The 14,409-nt window shown below is 73.0% G+C and carries 13 protein-coding genes and 2 pseudogenes; 6 read left to right on the forward strand and 9 right to left on the reverse strand.

Going from position 1 to position 14,409, the window contains the following annotated elements:
* Positions 1-176: 176 nt before the first annotated feature.
* Together ABZ877_RS37350 and ABZ877_RS37355 are read right to left on the reverse strand one after the other, a co-directional pair.
* On the reverse strand, positions 177-980 hold the full coding sequence (locus ABZ877_RS37350) for a serine protease (protein ID WP_361080714.1): 804 nt from the start codon (positions 978-980) through the stop codon (positions 177-179).
* 185 nt (positions 981-1,165) lie between these two features.
* The gene (locus ABZ877_RS37355; protein ID WP_361080651.1) at positions 1,166-2,116 is read right to left on the reverse strand and encodes an endonuclease/exonuclease/phosphatase family protein; all 951 of its coding nucleotides are present in this window, start codon (positions 2,114-2,116) and stop codon (positions 1,166-1,168) included.
* A gap of 253 nt (positions 2,117-2,369) precedes the next feature.
* On the opposite strand from ABZ877_RS37355, the gene ABZ877_RS37360 reads away from it, so the two are divergent.
* Together ABZ877_RS37360 and ABZ877_RS37365 are read left to right on the forward strand one after the other, a co-directional pair.
* Entirely contained in the window at positions 2,370-3,011 is a 642-nt protein-coding gene (locus tag ABZ877_RS37360) for a DUF899 domain-containing protein (RefSeq protein ID WP_361080653.1), read from the forward strand.
* A 174-nt stretch (positions 3,012-3,185) separates the two neighbouring features.
* On the forward strand, positions 3,186-3,377 hold the full coding sequence (locus ABZ877_RS37365) for a hypothetical protein (protein WP_361080655.1): 192 nt from the start codon (positions 3,186-3,188) through the stop codon (positions 3,375-3,377).
* Here the strand turns inward: ABZ877_RS37365 and ABZ877_RS37370 are convergent.
* From ABZ877_RS37370 to ABZ877_RS37380, 3 genes and pseudogenes are all read right to left on the reverse strand, one after another.
* On the reverse strand, positions 3,301-5,301 hold the full coding sequence (locus tag ABZ877_RS37370) for an ABC transporter ATP-binding protein (protein ID WP_361080656.1): 2,001 nt from the start codon (positions 5,299-5,301) through the stop codon (positions 3,301-3,303). The two genes, ABZ877_RS37365 and ABZ877_RS37370, sit on opposite strands and share 77 nt — an antisense overlap.
* Before the next feature lie 81 nt (positions 5,302-5,382).
* Positions 5,383-5,799 carry a hypothetical protein gene (locus ABZ877_RS37375; protein WP_361080658.1) on the reverse strand — a complete coding sequence of 139 codons (417 nt, stop codon included), beginning with the start codon at positions 5,797-5,799 and terminating at the stop codon, positions 5,383-5,385.
* A 154-nt stretch (positions 5,800-5,953) separates the two neighbouring features.
* Positions 5,954-6,442, reverse strand: a pseudogene (locus ABZ877_RS37380) (ATP-binding protein); the annotation flags it as partial.
* A 210-nt stretch (positions 6,443-6,652) separates the two neighbouring features.
* Between ABZ877_RS37380 and ABZ877_RS37385 the strand changes: the two are divergent.
* Complete coding sequence (locus ABZ877_RS37385) at positions 6,653-7,522, forward strand: helix-turn-helix transcriptional regulator (RefSeq protein WP_361080660.1); 870 nt, start codon at positions 6,653-6,655, stop codon at positions 7,520-7,522.
* Positions 7,523-7,795: a DUF397 domain-containing protein gene (locus tag ABZ877_RS37390; protein ID WP_361080662.1), complete on the forward strand. Its 273-nt coding sequence runs from the start codon at positions 7,523-7,525 to the stop codon at positions 7,793-7,795. It begins immediately after the preceding gene.
* 317 nt (positions 7,796-8,112) lie between these two features.
* Here the strand turns inward: ABZ877_RS37390 and ABZ877_RS37395 are convergent, their stop codons facing one another.
* Together ABZ877_RS37395 and ABZ877_RS37400 are read right to left on the reverse strand one after the other, a co-directional pair.
* Entirely contained in the window at positions 8,113-9,603 is a 1,491-nt protein-coding gene (locus ABZ877_RS37395; RefSeq protein ID WP_361080664.1) for a glutamate synthase subunit beta, read from the reverse strand.
* Positions 9,604-9,783: 180 nt separating this feature from the next.
* Positions 9,784-10,470 (reverse strand): DUF2293 domain-containing protein, encoded by a 687-nt coding sequence (locus tag ABZ877_RS37400; RefSeq protein WP_361080665.1) that lies wholly within the window; start codon positions 10,468-10,470, stop codon positions 9,784-9,786.
* A 70-nt stretch (positions 10,471-10,540) separates the two neighbouring features.
* Here ABZ877_RS37400 and ABZ877_RS37405 point away from each other — a divergent pair, with 70 nt between their 5' ends.
* Positions 10,541-11,185, forward strand: coding sequence for a uridine kinase (locus ABZ877_RS37405; RefSeq protein ID WP_361080667.1), 645 nt, complete (start codon positions 10,541-10,543; stop codon positions 11,183-11,185).
* Positions 11,186-11,206: 21 nt separating this feature from the next.
* Here ABZ877_RS37405 and ABZ877_RS37410 read toward each other — a convergent pair whose 3' ends face one another.
* Positions 11,207-12,334: a magnesium and cobalt transport protein CorA gene (locus ABZ877_RS37410; RefSeq protein ID WP_361080668.1), complete on the reverse strand. Its 1,128-nt coding sequence runs from the start codon at positions 12,332-12,334 to the stop codon at positions 11,207-11,209.
* Between the two features lie 98 nt (positions 12,335-12,432).
* Between ABZ877_RS37410 and ABZ877_RS37415 the strand changes: the two are divergent.
* Positions 12,433-12,951, forward strand: a pseudogene (locus ABZ877_RS37415) (class I SAM-dependent methyltransferase); the annotation flags it as partial.
* Positions 12,952-13,099: 148 nt separating this feature from the next.
* Here ABZ877_RS37415 and fdhA read toward each other — a convergent pair.
* A complete protein-coding gene (fdhA, locus tag ABZ877_RS37420) occupies positions 13,100-14,326 on the reverse strand; it encodes a formaldehyde dehydrogenase, glutathione-independent (RefSeq protein ID WP_361080670.1) in 1,227 nt (408 codons plus the stop codon).
* Positions 14,327-14,409: the final 83 nt, after the last annotated feature.

Genomic DNA, 14,409 nt, shown 5'->3' on the forward strand with positions numbered 1-14,409 from the left:
TCCGCTGGGTGTGCGCCGGGTGCGGGTTAGTTGTTGCTGGGCGTGTCGTGCCCCGCGGCCCCGGTTTTCGAGTGCGGCTTTCGTTGTGGCTGAGCGCGCAGTTCCCCGCGCCCCTGGCATGCGCACTGCGTGCGGCATTTCCCCCGTGCCCCTGGTGGGGCGCGGGGGGTCGGGGTTTATGGCTTGGGCAGGGTGCAGCCGGGGGACGAGAGGTTGATTTTGTTGCCTGTGGTGACGCACGGGACGATTCCGTACGTCTGCTGGGCGTAGTTGATGCCCTGGCGGACCGTCACCTGGCCGGATTCGTCCACCTCGCACGGGTTGTTGTCCGTGCAGCGCTCGCCGTCCTCGTTACCGGTGTTGTTGACCGCGACGACCTTGCCCGTCGCCTGGTCGAAGACCGGGGAGCCGGAGGTGCCGCCGATGGTCTGGCAGGCGGAGGTGTAGCGGACCGAGTCCTTCCAGGTCCACTCGCCCTCCTTCAGGCGGTACGCGAAACCGTCGATCGCGCAGTTGTACGTGCGCTTCCAGTAGCCGGAGACCACGCTGATCGCCGTGCCCTTGACGGGGTGCGCGGCGGAGAGTTCCAGGGCCTTGATGCCGTAGGAGCTCTCGATGGTCCGGTAGGTGGTGGTGAGCTGGTAGAGGGAGACGTCGGTGTCGGTCATCGTGCCGTACGCGATCTTGCTCGCGCGCAGGGTCGCCACCTTGCTGCCCGAGGCGTTGAGGAGGCTGAAGGTGCGGGTGGAGGGCCGGTCGACGAGCACCTGGCCGGGGCCGGGGAAGCCGGTCTCCAGGCAGTGGCCGTTGGACATGACCAGGGCCGGATCGGTCGGCTGGGAGTTCGGGACGCGGACTACGGAGCCGGAACAGTTGCTGAGCGCCACGGTTCCGGCGAAGGAGACCGCCTGGGCCCTGGCGGGGGCGGCCGTCGACGCGTGCGCCGTGGCGGCGGGGACGGCCGACGCCGCGCAGAGCAGGGCGCTGAAGGCGGCGCCGACGAGCGTCTTCTTCGTGTGGGGTTTCACGTGGGGGGTTCCTCTCCCGTGCTGAGGGTGGTGCACCGGGTGGGACATACGCCGTTTGGCATGAGCATTGTGATGGCGTACGGCTCAACGGACAACAGTGCCTTCTCAGCGAACGGAACCGGTCTCTCCCGCGCCGGTCACCGCGTCAGCACGATCCACACCGGCGCGTGGTCGGAGCCCGGCGCGTCCCGGCGCGCGGTCGGGTCCTCGCCCACCGACGGCAGTCGCGCCGCGTCGTGCGGCAGGCCCGTGCCCGCGTGGGTGATGCGGTCGATCATGTCCCGGGTCACGAAGACGTGGTCGATCAGCTCGCGGCGGCCCGCCTGGACGCGTGAGTAGCGCTGGTCCTCGGGGATGAGGGGCGCGATGTTCCAGAGGCGCTTGGCGTCGCCGCTGTCCGGGCGGTCGAACCCCGGCGTGCCGATCTCGGAGCCGGGCGGGCCCTGCAGGATCTGGGTGGTGGCGGCGCCGGCCTCGTCGTTGAAGTCGCCGAGGACGGCGACGCGGGCGCGGCGGCCGTCGTCGCCGATCAGCGTGTCGGCGAGGACGCGCACGCCCGCGGCCTCGGCTGCGCGGCGGTGCAGGGCGTAGGTCGCGTAGCGGGCGCGTTCGCCCTCGTTGTGCGGGGCGAACCGGCCGCCGGGGTAGCTGAGCAGCTTGGACTTGAGGTGGCAGACGGCGGCCGTCAGCCAGGTCACCCGCGTCGAGAACTCGACGACGAGCACGCCCCGGCCCGCCCGGTCCGTCGTACGGCCGCTGTCGTCGATCTGCAGGGGCCGCAGGCCCTCGGGGAGCGCGGGAGTGTCCGCCACGACGTTCACCGGCAGGTCGCTGAGGAAGCCGACGCGTATGCCCCGTTCGTCGGGGAAGCGCGAGAGGGTCGCGGTGTAGCGGCCGTCGAGCAGTTCGACGAGGTCGTTGAGGGCTTGCGGGTCGCCGACCTCCTGGAGGCCGAGCAGGGTCGGCCGCAGCAGGTTGACGGTGGTGGCGAGCGAGGCGAGTTTCGCGTCGTACGCGGCTTTGTCCCGTGGCCCGAAGGGTCCTCCGGGCCGGTAGAGGTTCTCCAGGTTCCAGGTGCCGACGAGCATGGACCGCTCCCTCCTCGGGGGGGTCCGGCCCCGTCCGGGGCCGGGGTCCGCCAGCGTGCCAGTGGCTCAGCCGGGGGACCAGGGGACCGCGCCGATGCGCGGTCGGGGTGGGCGGGACGCACGACGGGACGGTGGTCCGCAGGGCGTACGCCTGTCCGAAAACCCGGCCGCTGCGGAAAATTCTCGCGGGGAGCGATGAGTTCCGTACCCGCTGCCGGTCTCCCTTCCCGGAGACCCGATCCGAGGAGGAACCATGGGGCTGCCGAAAGCGGTCACGCGGGAGGAATGGCGCGCCGCCCGCGCGGAGCTGCTCGACCTGGAGAAGGCGGCGACGCGGGCGCGGGACGCCCTGGACGCCAGGCGGCGCGAGCTGCCCATGGTCGAGGTCGACAAGACGTACCTGTTCGAGGGCGCCGACGGCAAGGCCGAGCTGCTCGACCTGTTCGAGGGGCGGGCCCAGCTCGTGATCTACCACTTCGTGTTCGCGCCGGAGTGGGAGGCGGGGTGCCGCGGGTGCTCGGAGTTCCTGGACCAGATCGGGCATCTGGCGCATCTGCGGGCCCGGGGTACGGCGTTCGCCGCGGTCTCCCGGGCGCCGTTCACGAAGATCCTGCCGTTCAAGGCGCGGATGGGGTGGACCGTGCCCTGGTACTCCTCGCACCTGAACGACTTCGACCAGGACTTCGGCGCCACCGCCGAGAGCGGTGCCGGGCCAGGGGAGCGCCCCGCCCTCAGCTGCTTCCTGCGGGACGGGGAGCGGGTCTTCCACACGTACGCGGCGTCCGGCCGGGGCCTGGACCACATCGGCTTCACCCCGAACCTCCTCGACCTCACCGTCCTCGGCCGCCAGGAGGACGGCGCACGGATCGAGTACCACGACGAGTACGACGTCTGAGCGGGGTCCGGAGCGTCACCGGATCGCCTCCATCCGGCTCAAGGCTGTACCGAGAAGGTGTCATTCTCGTCACGTTGCGAGTCCGAACCCGCCCTGTCAGCGTTCTCCCCCATGAGGCGTCGGACCGTTCCGGCGCCGTGCACATCGGCACGATCACGGGGGCAAGGAAGAACGATGATCAACGGACGAGTGGTACTGCGACGATTCCCGGCCGGCGGGCCCCGCGGCTCCTGGCCCGCCGAGGAGTTCGCGAACCTGCGCCGCCTGGAGGGCCAGCCCGCCGAGGTGGTCATGGACCTGGCGACGGACGCGTTCCTGGTGATCGTGCGGGAGGCGGAGCCGGTTCTTCCCGAGCCCGTCGGGTGAACTGGTCCGCCTGGAGCCCGTACAGCTCGGCGTAGACCCCGCCCGCGGCCAGCAGCTCCTCGGGCGAGCCCGACTCCACGAGCCGGCCCTGGTCCAGCACGTGGACGAGATCGGCGTGGCGGACCGACGCGAGCCGGTGCGTGATCAGGATGACCGTCTGGCCCGTGCCCGCGAGCGAGCGGATCTTCTCGAAGACCTCCAGCTCGGCGCGGGCGTCCAGCGCCGCCGTCGGCTCGTCCACGATGAGAATGCGGCCCCTGCGGTACGCGGCGCGCGCGATGCCGAGCCGCTGCCACTGCCCGCCCGACAGCTCGTGCCCGCCGCTGAACGCGCGCGCCAGCAAGGTGTCGATGCCGCGCGGCAGATCCCGTACGACGTCGTCCGCGCCCGCCTGCGCGACCGCGTCGCCGACCCGCTCCTCCGTCGGCTCGAACGCGGCGCGGCCGATGCCGACATTGACGCGCGCCGTGAACGGCCACCGCTTGAAGTCCTGCGCCACCATCGCGACCCGCTCGGCGAGCTGCGCCCGGTCCGCGCCCGCCGCGTCGACCCCGTCCCACAGGATGCGGCCCTTCTGCGGCGCGTAGAGCCCGGCGAGCAGCTTGACCAGCGTCGTCTTGCCCGAGCCGTTCTCCCCGACGAGCGCGACGATATGGCCGGTCGGCACCGACAGTGTCACGTCGTCGAGCGCGGGCCGGGCGGCGCTGCCCGGATAGGCGAAGGTGACGTGCTCGAAGACGATCTCCTTCGGCTCGCGGGGGAGGCGGGCCCCGCCCGTCGGGATCGCGCGCCGCGCCGCCTCCACGTACAGGCGTTCCAGATCACCGACGAACAGGGCGTCCTCGTGCAGGGAGTTGACCTCCAGGACGAGCGTGTCGAGGGCCTGCGAACCCGTGCGGATCGCGATGACCGCCGTACCCGCCACCGACAGGGCCATCGCGCCGGTCAGCAGGAGCAGTCCGAGCGTCGCGTACGTCGCCGTCGTGGCGAGGCCCGTCCACGCGGCGGCGACCAGGCCCGTGCGCGCCGCGAGCCCGGCGAGCCGCTCCTGCTCGGCCTCCTGCGTCTCCGACATCGAGCGGAAGTGGCGCAGCAGGAACGGGCCCACGCCGTGCACCCGGATCTCCGGCGCCGCCGCCGTGTCGATGAGCAGGCTGCTGATCAGCCGTCCCGCCCGTACGTGCTGGACCCACACATGGAACGAGCGGTAGCGGCGCCGCGCGATCGTCAGGGCGCCCCACGCGCTCGGCAGCACCATCGTCACGAGGAGCGGCAGCAGCGCCGGATGCAGCACCGCGAGGACGCTCGCCGCCGCGATCAGCGAGATCAGCGCGTTCACCACCCGGGTCGCGATGGTGATCATCCGGCGCGCGGACTGCGCCCCGTACTGGGCGGTGTCGAGCAGCTTGTGGAAGGCGTCGTCCTCGATCGCCGCCAGCTCCACGGTCGCCGCCCGCTCCAGATACCGCTCCGTGGCGAGCCGTTCGACCTTCGGTTCGAGACGGCCGGTCGCGTACGTCGACGCCGCGCGCAGCAGCGCCGCGAGGAGGAGGACGCAGGCCATGGCGGTCAGCGCGGGCGCGGCGCCGCGCAGCTTCTCCGCGATCGGGCCGCCCGTGACGAGCCGGGCGAGCACGCTGTTCACGGCGAGCAGGCTCACCGCCTGCGCGACGCCCCGGCCGGACTCGGCGGCGAGGACGAGGCCCGCTGCCCGCCGGTCCGCGTCGCGGGCGAGCCGGAAACTGGAGGCGAGCAGCCCGGGCAGCCGCGTCAGCATCGCCCTGAAGCTCAGTTGGAGGAAGGCGTCGTCATGCGCCGACCAGCCGATGTCGTACCGCAGGGGGCCGCCGAACAGCAGCTCCTCCGACTCCGACGTCACCGGCGCGTCCAGCTCCGGCTCGCCGCCCGGCCTCTTCCTGGCCATCGGACCACCCCGTCCCCTGTGCGTCCGCCACGGGCGACATCCCCGGCTTCGGCACCCTCTACGCGGAACGGGGCGGAGCAGTCAGGACGCGCGGAGGGGGCGGGACCAGGAAGGCGTCGTTCCGGTCACCCGGCACAGCGCCAGGTACAGGGGGATCGGCGGGGTGTACGGCACCGAGCTGTCGGGACAGTGGATGAGGTCGGGGGCGCGTCCGGCGTCCGGCACGAGCGTGCCCGCCGTGTAGCGCGCGGGCGCCGGCCACTCCAGGGCCACGTCCGAGTCCGAGGGGACCAGCCACCACCAGTGCGCCCCGTCCGCGTAGACGCACCCCATGCGGGGCAGCCGCCGCGTCATCGCACGGCCGCACGCCTCGGGCACCGCCACCGCGTCGCAGCCCAGCGGGACGGTCATGCCGTCGGGCACGCTGAGCCGTATGGGCCGGTCGGGGCGGGGGTCACGTCGTCGTCGGGCGAGCCCGACCAGCGAATCAAGCTGCATCGTCCGCGTCGTCACCACGCCACGCCCATCCGTTCCCCGCATCGCACGTTCGTCGTTCCATGCCCGCCGTGGTCAGGGGCGGGCTCTCATGTCACCAGGCCCAGCCCGCCCCGCCGACGGCGTCCGCCGCCGGTGCCGGGCCGGAAGCGGCCCGCGCGTCGCGCGGCAGCTCCGCCCAGACGAGCAGTCCCGGGCCGGTCTCCTGGGCGCCCCACGCCGTGGAGACGGCGGCCACCAGGAGCAGTCCCCGGCCGTGTTCCTCCTCGGGGGCTATGCGGCCCCCGGCGCGGTCGTCGCCGGGTATGCAGCCCTCGTCGCGCACGGCTATCCGCACGCGCTCACCGGCGTCGTCGCGCAGTTCGTGCAGCTCACAGTGGATGCGTCTGCTGGCGGTGTGCACGATCGCGTTCGTGACGAGCTCCGAGACGACCAGCGCCGCGGCGTCACACGTGTCCTCGCACGCCCCCCAACCCGTGAGGTGCGCACGTGTCATGCGCCGGGCCTGTGCGGCGGAGCCCGGGTGGGGAGCCAGTTCGAAGCTGCTGCGCCGAGTCCCGGGACCCTGGGAGGTGCCCGGTTGGTCACTCAGCGTAGCTTCGCCGGCTTCTGTTCCTAAAGGCGCGGACGGAATCACGCTTGCCACTATCTCCCCGTCGTGAACACTTGGCAAGAGCCACTCTGAAAAGTGCAGGGTGCAGTGTGCCGTTCGGAAGGGGCATGGCACACTGCTCCCAACAGCTCGTCGCGCGGCGCCCATCGCGGGTGTGCCGCGGGGAAACCGCCGGTGAACGACCTCGCCGGGCCTTCCACCGCGGCTGCAACAAGGAGACTCGACTACTGGGAGGTAAGCGGCGTGAGCGAACCGCGGTCCGCGCCGACGGTCGGCCAGGTCGTGCTCGGCCGACGCCTCCAGGACCTTCGCGAGAGCGCCGGGCTCAAGCGCGAAGAGGCCGCGAAAGTACTCCGCGTGACCGCCGCGACCGTGCGGCGCATGGAGACCGCGGAAGTCGGACTCAAGATCCCGTACCTCCAGCTCCTCCTGAAGTCCTACGGCGTCACGGACGACGAGGCCGAAGCCTTCGTGCGGCTCGCCGAGGAGGCCAACAAGCCCGGCTGGTGGCAGCGGTTCCACGACATCCTGCCGGGCTGGTTCTCCATGTACGTGAGCCTGGAGGGCGCCGCCTCGCTCATCCGCTCCTACGAGCCGCACTTCGTGCCCGGCCTGCTCCAGACCGAGGACTACGCGCGCGGTGTGCTCAGATCCGGCGCGATAGGGCGGGCCCTCGCCGACGACCCGGACCTCGTCGAACGCCACGTCGCCCTGCGCATGCAGCGCCAGAACCTGCTCACCCGTGAGGACGCGCCCCGGCTCTGGGTCGTCATGGACGAGACGGCGCTGCGCCGCCCCGTCGGCGACGCGGACGTCATGCGCGGCCAGATCGACCGGCTGCTCCAGGTCATGGAGCGGCCCAACGTGACGCTGCAGGTCGCGGAGTTCGCCACGGGCCCCCACCCGGGCACGTTCGGACCCTTCGTCCTGTTCCGATTTGCCATGTCAGAACTGCCGGACATGGTCTACAGCGAGTACCTGACCGGCGCCGTCTACCTCGACGCGCGCCCCGAGGTGGCCACCCACCTGGAGGTCATGGACCGCATGGCGGCGCAGGCCGCGACGGCACAACGCACAAAGGAGATCCTGCGCGATCTCCGCAAGGAGCTGTGAATGGACCGGATCAAGGACCGGATACGAGGCGTCGACGGGGAGCCGATCTACAACGGCATGCCCGCGCGCGACCTCGGCACCGAGGGCTGGCACAAGCCGTGGAGCGGCGGCAACGGGGGCAACTGCCTCGAAGCCATGAAGCTGGCCGACGGCCGGGTCGCGGTCCGCCAGTCCTCCGACCCGGACGGCCCGGCGCTGATCTACACACCGGGCGAGATCAACGCGTTCATCGAGGGCGCGAAGGCGGGGGCGGCGGACTTCTTGCTGTCCTGACGCCGTGCCGCCGCAGTCCCGAGGCGGCCCTGTGGTGCGCCCCGGCCGCCAGGGGACGGTGGCGCGCTCCGATCGGCGCCGGGGCCGGATCTCGCTGTACCTGGTGGTGGACCGCGCCGGGTCCTGACGCCCCGCCCCGGTGTGCAGGCCCTCAGGGTCGGTGCTGCTTCTCGACCGGCGTCGGGGGCCATATCCCGACGTCAGCCGGTGGTAGAACGCGTGGGGCTATCCCGGTCTACTGACGCTAGCTCCGACGTTCCCTCAAGCCGCCGAGGGGCGGTCCTGCGCCCGTGGACCGCCGCGCCGGCTGATGCCCGCTAGGCCGTCAGAGGGCGGTCGTGGGCTTTGATCGGGGCCGGGAGGCGGGTTTCGCCTGTCAGCCAGTGGTCCACCGATGCCGCGACCGCCCGGCCCTCCGCGATCGCCCACACCACGAGTGACGCGCCCCGCCCGGCGTCCCCCGCGACGAAGACGCCCGGGACGCCGGTGCCGAACGTCGCGTCGCGGGCCAGGCCGCCCCGGGGTGCCGCCGTGAGCCCCAACTGCTCCACGAGCCCGCCCGCCGGGCGCTCCGGGCCGGTGAAGCCCAGCGCGAGCAGGACCAGATCGGCGGGCAGCTCCCGTTCGGAGCCCGCGCGGGGGCGCCGGGCCGCGTCCACCTCGACGACGTGCAGCGCCCGTACACGGCCGTGCTCGTCGCCCGTGAACCGCAGGGTCGACGCCGCGAAGAGCCGGGCGTCCGCGTGCGCCGCCGGGGCCGTGCTGAGCGCGCCCGCCTCCTCGTGCGCGGGCGACACCCGGTACAGCTTGGGGTACGTCGGCCAGGGCTCGGCCTCCTCGTCGCGTACGTCACCGGGCCTGCCGTAGATGTCCAACTGCGTCACCGACGCCGCCCCTTCGCGCAGGGCCGTCCCCAGACAGTCGGCCCCGGTGTCCCCGCCCCCGACGATGACGACGTGCCGGCCCGCCGCGCTGAGCGGCGACACGTCGAGGTCGCCCTCGCCGACCCGGTTCGCGGCCGGCAGGTACTCCATCGCCTGGTGGATCCCGGCCAGCTCCCGCCCCGGCACGTCCAGTTCACGCCACGCCGTGGCCCCGGTGGCGATCACCACCGCGTCGTACCTGGCCCGCAGCTCGTCGCCGGTGAGGTCGCGGCCGATCTCCACCGACGTACGGAACCGCACCCCCTCCTCCCGCAACTGCGCCAGCCTGCGCTCCAGTTGCCGCTTCTCCATCTTGAACGCGGGGATCCCGTAGCGCAGGAGCCCGCCGGGCCGGTCGTCGCGCTCGTACACCGCCACCGTGTGCCCGGCACGGGCCAGCTGCTGCGCCGCCGCGAGTCCGGCGGGCCCCGAGCCGACGACGGCGACCGTCCACCCGCTCAGCCGGTCCGGCGGGCGCGCGGCCACCAGCCCGTCCTGCCAGGCCCGGTCCGCGATGGCCACCTCGACGTTCTTGATGGTCACCGCGGGCTGGTTGATCGCGAGGACGCAGCCCGCCTCGCACGGGGCGGGACAGAGCCGCCCGGTGAACTCGGGGAAGTTGTTCGTGGCGTGGAGGCGCTCGCTCGCGGCCCGCCAGTCGTCCCGGCTGACCAGCTCGTTCCACTCGGGGATCAGATTGCCGAGCGGGCACGCGTCGTGGCAGAAGGGGATCCCGCAGTCCATGCACCGGTCGGCCTGCGCGCCGATGATCGGCAGCAGCCCGCCGGGCACGTACACCTCGTCCCAGTCGTGGACCCGCTCCTCGACGGGGCGGCGGGGCGCCTCCTGGCGGGGCGTGCTGAGGAAGCCTTTGGGGTCGGCCATGGCCGTCTCCCTACGCGGAGGCTACGAGGTCGCTCTTTTCGTCACGGTACGTCTGAAGGAGCGGGCGTGCGCGTCCAGCGCGGGGGTGTTCGCCGCAGCGCCCGCGTAGGCGTCGTCCGGGTCCGTCCTTGCGCAGGGCTGGCAGCGGGCCCATCGGCGCGGACGCCCCGCCCTCGGACCTCAGCCCCGCCGCCACGCCTCCAGCACCGCCTCCACCGTCCCCGTCACCCGAGCCCGCGCCTCCCGGCGGCCCACCCCGTCCATCAGAAGCCGGTCGTACGGCGTGTCGACGTGCCGGACCGCCGCGCGCACCGCCGCCGTCACCGCGCCCCGCGTGAGGGCCCGCCCCGCCGCGCTGCGCCCGACGCGGCCACTGCCGCGCGCCCCCGCGTGCCGGGCCACGGCCGCCGCCCGCTCGGGCGGGCACCCCGGGAACAGGCGCAGGATCTCCGCCGTGAACGCCGCCTCGAACCGCACGTCCTGCGCCGCGCGGTACGCCGCGTCCCGCGCCCGGCGCCGCGCCCGCGCCTCCGCGTCCGCGAGGCAGCGCGCTTCCGCCCGCGTGAGCGCCGCCTCCTCGACGAGGACGCCCTGACGCTCGTACCGCCCGCGCCGCCGGTGGAACCGTACGACGACGGCCGAGAGCCCGCTCTCCTCCCGTGACCTGCGCGTCAGCGCGGTGTCGCCGCGCGGCAGGTACACCAGGTGGCCGAGGTCGGCGCAGTCCAGACAGCACGGCTGCCCGTCCGCCATGACGAGCAGGGTGAGCGGACCCGCGCGGCAGGCGCCACACCGTCTGCGCTTGACGGGCTGGAAGACGACGGGCCCGCGCGCGGGCGGCGTGGGGGGCGGCATCGCGCTGGTCATACGGACGTCATGCCCGCCCGGACGCCCGCGCCACCGCACCGTCCGGGCCCCAGCGCGGCCGCCCGGCATCATGGAGCGTGTGCGACTCGAACCGATCACCTGGGAACGGCTCGGCGACGCCCTCGCCGAGCGCCTGCTCGACCTGAAGCCGGGCGACGGCGGCCCCTGGCCGAAGGTCGCCTTCGACGGCGCCCCGGCCGCCCGCCCCGGCGACCTCGCGGCCCGCGTCGCCGAGGCCCTGCGCGTGCGGGGCCGCTCCTCCCTGCCGGTCGGCACGGACGGTTTCCTGCGCCCGGCGTCCCTGCGCTACGAGTTCGGGCACGAGGACCCGGACGCGTACTACAGCGGCTGGTTCGACACGGGCGCCCTGTGGCGCGAGGTCTTCGGCCCCCTCGAACCGGACGGCACCGGCCGCGTCCTGCCCGACCTGTGGGACCCGGCGACGGACCGCGCCACCCGCAGCCCGTACGTCGAACTGCCGCCCACCGGCGCCCTGCTGCTGCACGGCCCGTTCCTGCTGAACCACTGGTTCCCGTTCGACCTCACGGTCCATGTCAGCCTGACACCGGGCGCGCTGCGCCGCCGTACGCCCGAGGAGGAGCGCTGGACGCTGCCGGCCTTCGCGCGCTACGACGACGAGAGCGCCCCCGCCGAGCAGGCGGACGTCGTCATCCGCGCGGACGACCCCCGCCATCCCGCCTGGGCCCAGCGGTGACCTGCCGGGCCCGACCGGTGCTCACAGCCAGCCGTTGCGCTTGAACCCCCGGTAGACGCCGACACAGATGACGGCGATGACGGACACCATCAGCGGATAGCCGTAGCGCCAGTGCAGCTCGGGCATGTGGTCGAAGTTCATGCCGTAGATCCCGCACCCCATCGTCGGCACGGCGACGATCGCGGCCCACGCGGTGATCTTGCGCATGTCCTCGTTCTGCGCGACCGTCACCTGCGCGAGATGGGCCTGGAGGATCGAGTTGAGCAGCTCGTCGAAGGCGGCGGCTTGCTCGACGGCGCGCAGCAGATGGTCCGACACGTCCCGGAAGTACGCCTGTATCTCGGGCGGCACCACGGGGTACGGGCGTCCGGCCAGCTCCATGACCGGGCGGGCCAGCGGCGCCACCGCCCGCTTCAGTTCGAGGAGTTCACGCTTGAGCTGGTAGATGCGGCCGGGGTCGGCCCGCGCCCCGTTCCGCGCGAACACGTCCGTCTCGACCTCGTCGATGTCCGCCTGCACCCCGTCGAGCACCGTCAGATAGTCGTCGACGACGCTGTCCGCGATGGCGTGCAGCACGGCGGCGGGCCCCTTGGCGAGCTGTTCCGGGGCGGCCTCCAGGTTCTCGCGCACCGGCCCGAGCGAACCGTGCCGCCCGTGCCGCACCGTGATCACGAAGTCCCGCCCGACGAACACCATGATCTCGCCGGTGTCGACGATCTCGCTGGTGGCGGTCAGCTCCGCGTGCTCCACGTAGCAGACCGTCTTCAGGACGGCGAACAGCGTCTGTCCGTACCACTCGACCTTCGGCCGCTGATGCGCGTGGACCGCGTCCTCCACCGCCAGCGGATGCAGATCGAACAGCTCGGCGACATCGGCGATCTCCGCCTCGGACGGCTCGTGCAGGCCCAGCCAGACGAACCCGTCGTCCGCCTTGCGCACCGCGCGCACCGCCTCGACCAGATCGCGGCCGCCGCGCTCGCGGACACCGTGGCGGTACGTCACGCAGTCGACGACCGCCGAGCCGAGCGGGGAACGCGCCGGGTGGCTCAGGTCGACCCGGCGCCGCCGCCGCGCGAGCCGCGCGACCTTCCGCAGCCCGCCCACCCCGCGCAGGCCACCGACCTTCCGCAGGTTGCCCGCCCTCGCCATGCCCGGCTCCTCGCACCCCGTACCCGTACCCGATCCGTTTCCGTACGTGGCGGGCCAGTCTGCCAGCCGCCACCGACAACGGCTGCCACGATGGCCCCATGACGCGCTCCGACGACGACCCCGCCTATCTCCTCGACAACCAGCAGCCCGAGGCGGGCCGGCGCTTCGACGCCTTCTCGGTGCTCTTCGACCCGACGACGTTCCGGCACCTCGAACGCCTCGGCATCGGCCCCGGCGCGCACTGCTGGGAGGTCGGCGCGGGCGGCACGTCCGTCGTCTCCTGGCTGGCGCGGAAGGCCGGCCCGAGCGGCCGGGTCCTCGCCACCGACATCGACACGTCCTGGCAGAGCGCCGCACCGCCCGCCCCCGTCGAGGTCCGCCGTCACGACATCCGCGCCGACGAGCCGCCCGCCGAGCGCTTCGACCTCGTGCACGCCCGGCTCGTCCTCGTCCATGTCCCCGACCGGGACCGCGCGCTGCGGACCATGATCGACGCCTTGCGCCCCGGCGGGCACCTGCTCGTGGAGGACGCCGACCCGGCGCTCCAGCCGCTGCTCTGCCCCGACGAGCACGGCCCCGTGCAGGAGTTGGCCAACCGGCTGCGCCACGGCTTCCGCGCCTGCTGCGGGAGGCGGGCCTCGAACACGCCCTTGATCTCGGCGTGGGGGAGGAAGCCCTGAAGCCGTGCGCTCGGGGGACAAGCGGGGGACGGGGCCGCACGCGCGCGTGCGGCCCCGCTTGTGCCGGCTCGCCTTGTCGCCTTCCCTAGACCGGCCGTACGCCGTCCAGCGCGCCGTGCGGATCGAGGACGTACTTCCTGCTCGCACCCTGGTCGAACTCGGCATAGCCGCGCGGCGCGTCGTCCAGGCCGATCACCGTCGCGTTGACGGCTTTGGCGATGTGCACGCGCTCGTGCAGGATCGCCATCATCAGGCCCCGGTGGTACTTCATGACGGGGCACTGCCCGGTCGTGAACCGGTGGCTCCTCGCCCAGCCGAGCCCGAGCCGCACCTTCAGCGTCCCGGTGCGCGCGTCCTGGTCGACGCCGCCGGGGTCGTCGGTGACGTAGAGGCCGGGGATGCCGAGGGCGCCGCCGGCCGCCGTGAGGCCCATCAGGGAGTTGAGGACGGTCGCGGGCGCCTCGCCGGAGTCCGGGCCGTGCGCCCGCGCCTCGAAGCCGACCGCGTCCACGGCCGCGTCCACCTCGGGCACGCCGAGGACCTCGGCGACCTGGTCCTCGACCGTGCCGCGCGTCAGGTCGACGGTCTCGCAGCCGAAGCTCCGCGCCTGCGCGAGCCGTTCGGCGTTCAGGTCGCCGACGATGACCACGGCCGCGCCGAGCAACTGCGCGGAGGCCGCCGCCGCGAGGCCGACCGGTCCGGCCCCGGCGATGTAGACCGTCGAGCCGACCTGGGTGCCCGCGGTGACCGCGCCGTGGAACCCGGTCGGGAAGATGTCCGACAGCATCGTCAGATCGAGCAGCTTCTCGCGCGCCTGTTCGGGATCGGGGAAGCGCAGGGCGTTGAAGTCCGCGTAGGGGACCATGACGTACTCGGCCTGGCCGCCGACCCAGCCGCCCATGTCGACATAGCCGTACGCGGCGCCGGGCCGTGCCGGGTTGACGTTCAGGCAGATGCCGGTCTTGCGCTCCTTGCAGTTGCGGCAGCGGCCGCACGCGATGTTGAACGGCACCGAGACGACATCCCCGACGTCAAGGAACTCGACGTCGGGCCCCTTCTCGACGATCTCGCCGGTGATCTCGTGGCCGAGGACCAGACCCTCGGGCGCGGTGGTGCGGCCGCGCACCATGTGCTGGTCGCTGCCGCAGATGTTGGTGGCGAGGACCTTGAGGATCACGCCGTGCCGACAAGTGCGGCCGACGTTCGCCGACGCCACCCCCGGCCCGTCCTTCAGTTCGAGCGTCGGGTGGTCGATGGTCCTGACCTCCACCGCGCCCGGCTTGAGATACGCGACTGCCTTGTTCCCGCTCATGCCCGATCGCCGTCCCTTCGGCTCAGTGACGCGGCGTGCGACGCGTCGTACGGCGGATGGTTCCGGCTGTGCGCACGGCGGAG

The organism is Streptomyces sp. NPDC046939 (assembly GCF_040644575.1).
In the GTDB taxonomy this organism is placed as follows: Bacteria; Actinomycetota; Actinomycetes; order Streptomycetales; family Streptomycetaceae; genus Streptomyces.

Excerpts from the sequence above, each read along its gene's own strand:
- ABZ877_RS37355 (WP_361080651.1), bottom strand. The coding sequence starts at position 2,116 with ATGCTCGTCGGCACCTGGAACCTGGAGAACCTCTACCGGCCCGGAGGA.
- ABZ877_RS37360 (WP_361080653.1), top strand. The coding sequence starts at position 2,370 with ATGGGGCTGCCGAAAGCGGTCACGCGGGAGGAATGGCGCGCCGCCCGC.
- ABZ877_RS37365 (WP_361080655.1), top strand. The coding sequence starts at position 3,186 with ATGATCAACGGACGAGTGGTACTGCGACGATTCCCGGCCGGCGGGCCC.
- ABZ877_RS37370 (WP_361080656.1), bottom strand. The coding sequence starts at position 5,301 with ATGGCCAGGAAGAGGCCGGGCGGCGAGCCGGAGCTGGACGCGCCGGTG.
- ABZ877_RS37375 (WP_361080658.1), bottom strand. The coding sequence starts at position 5,799 with ATGCAGCTTGATTCGCTGGTCGGGCTCGCCCGACGACGACGTGACCCC.
- ABZ877_RS37390 (WP_361080662.1), top strand. The coding sequence starts at position 7,523 with ATGGACCGGATCAAGGACCGGATACGAGGCGTCGACGGGGAGCCGATC.
- ABZ877_RS37395 (WP_361080664.1), bottom strand. The coding sequence starts at position 9,603 with ATGGCCGACCCCAAAGGCTTCCTCAGCACGCCCCGCCAGGAGGCGCCC.
- ABZ877_RS37400 (WP_361080665.1), bottom strand. The coding sequence starts at position 10,470 with ATGACCAGCGCGATGCCGCCCCCCACGCCGCCCGCGCGCGGGCCCGTC.
- ABZ877_RS37405 (WP_361080667.1), top strand. The coding sequence starts at position 10,541 with ATGGAGCGTGTGCGACTCGAACCGATCACCTGGGAACGGCTCGGCGAC.
- ABZ877_RS37410 (WP_361080668.1), bottom strand. The coding sequence starts at position 12,334 with ATGGCGAGGGCGGGCAACCTGCGGAAGGTCGGTGGCCTGCGCGGGGTG.
- fdhA (WP_361080670.1), bottom strand. The coding sequence starts at position 14,326 with ATGAGCGGGAACAAGGCAGTCGCGTATCTCAAGCCGGGCGCGGTGGAG.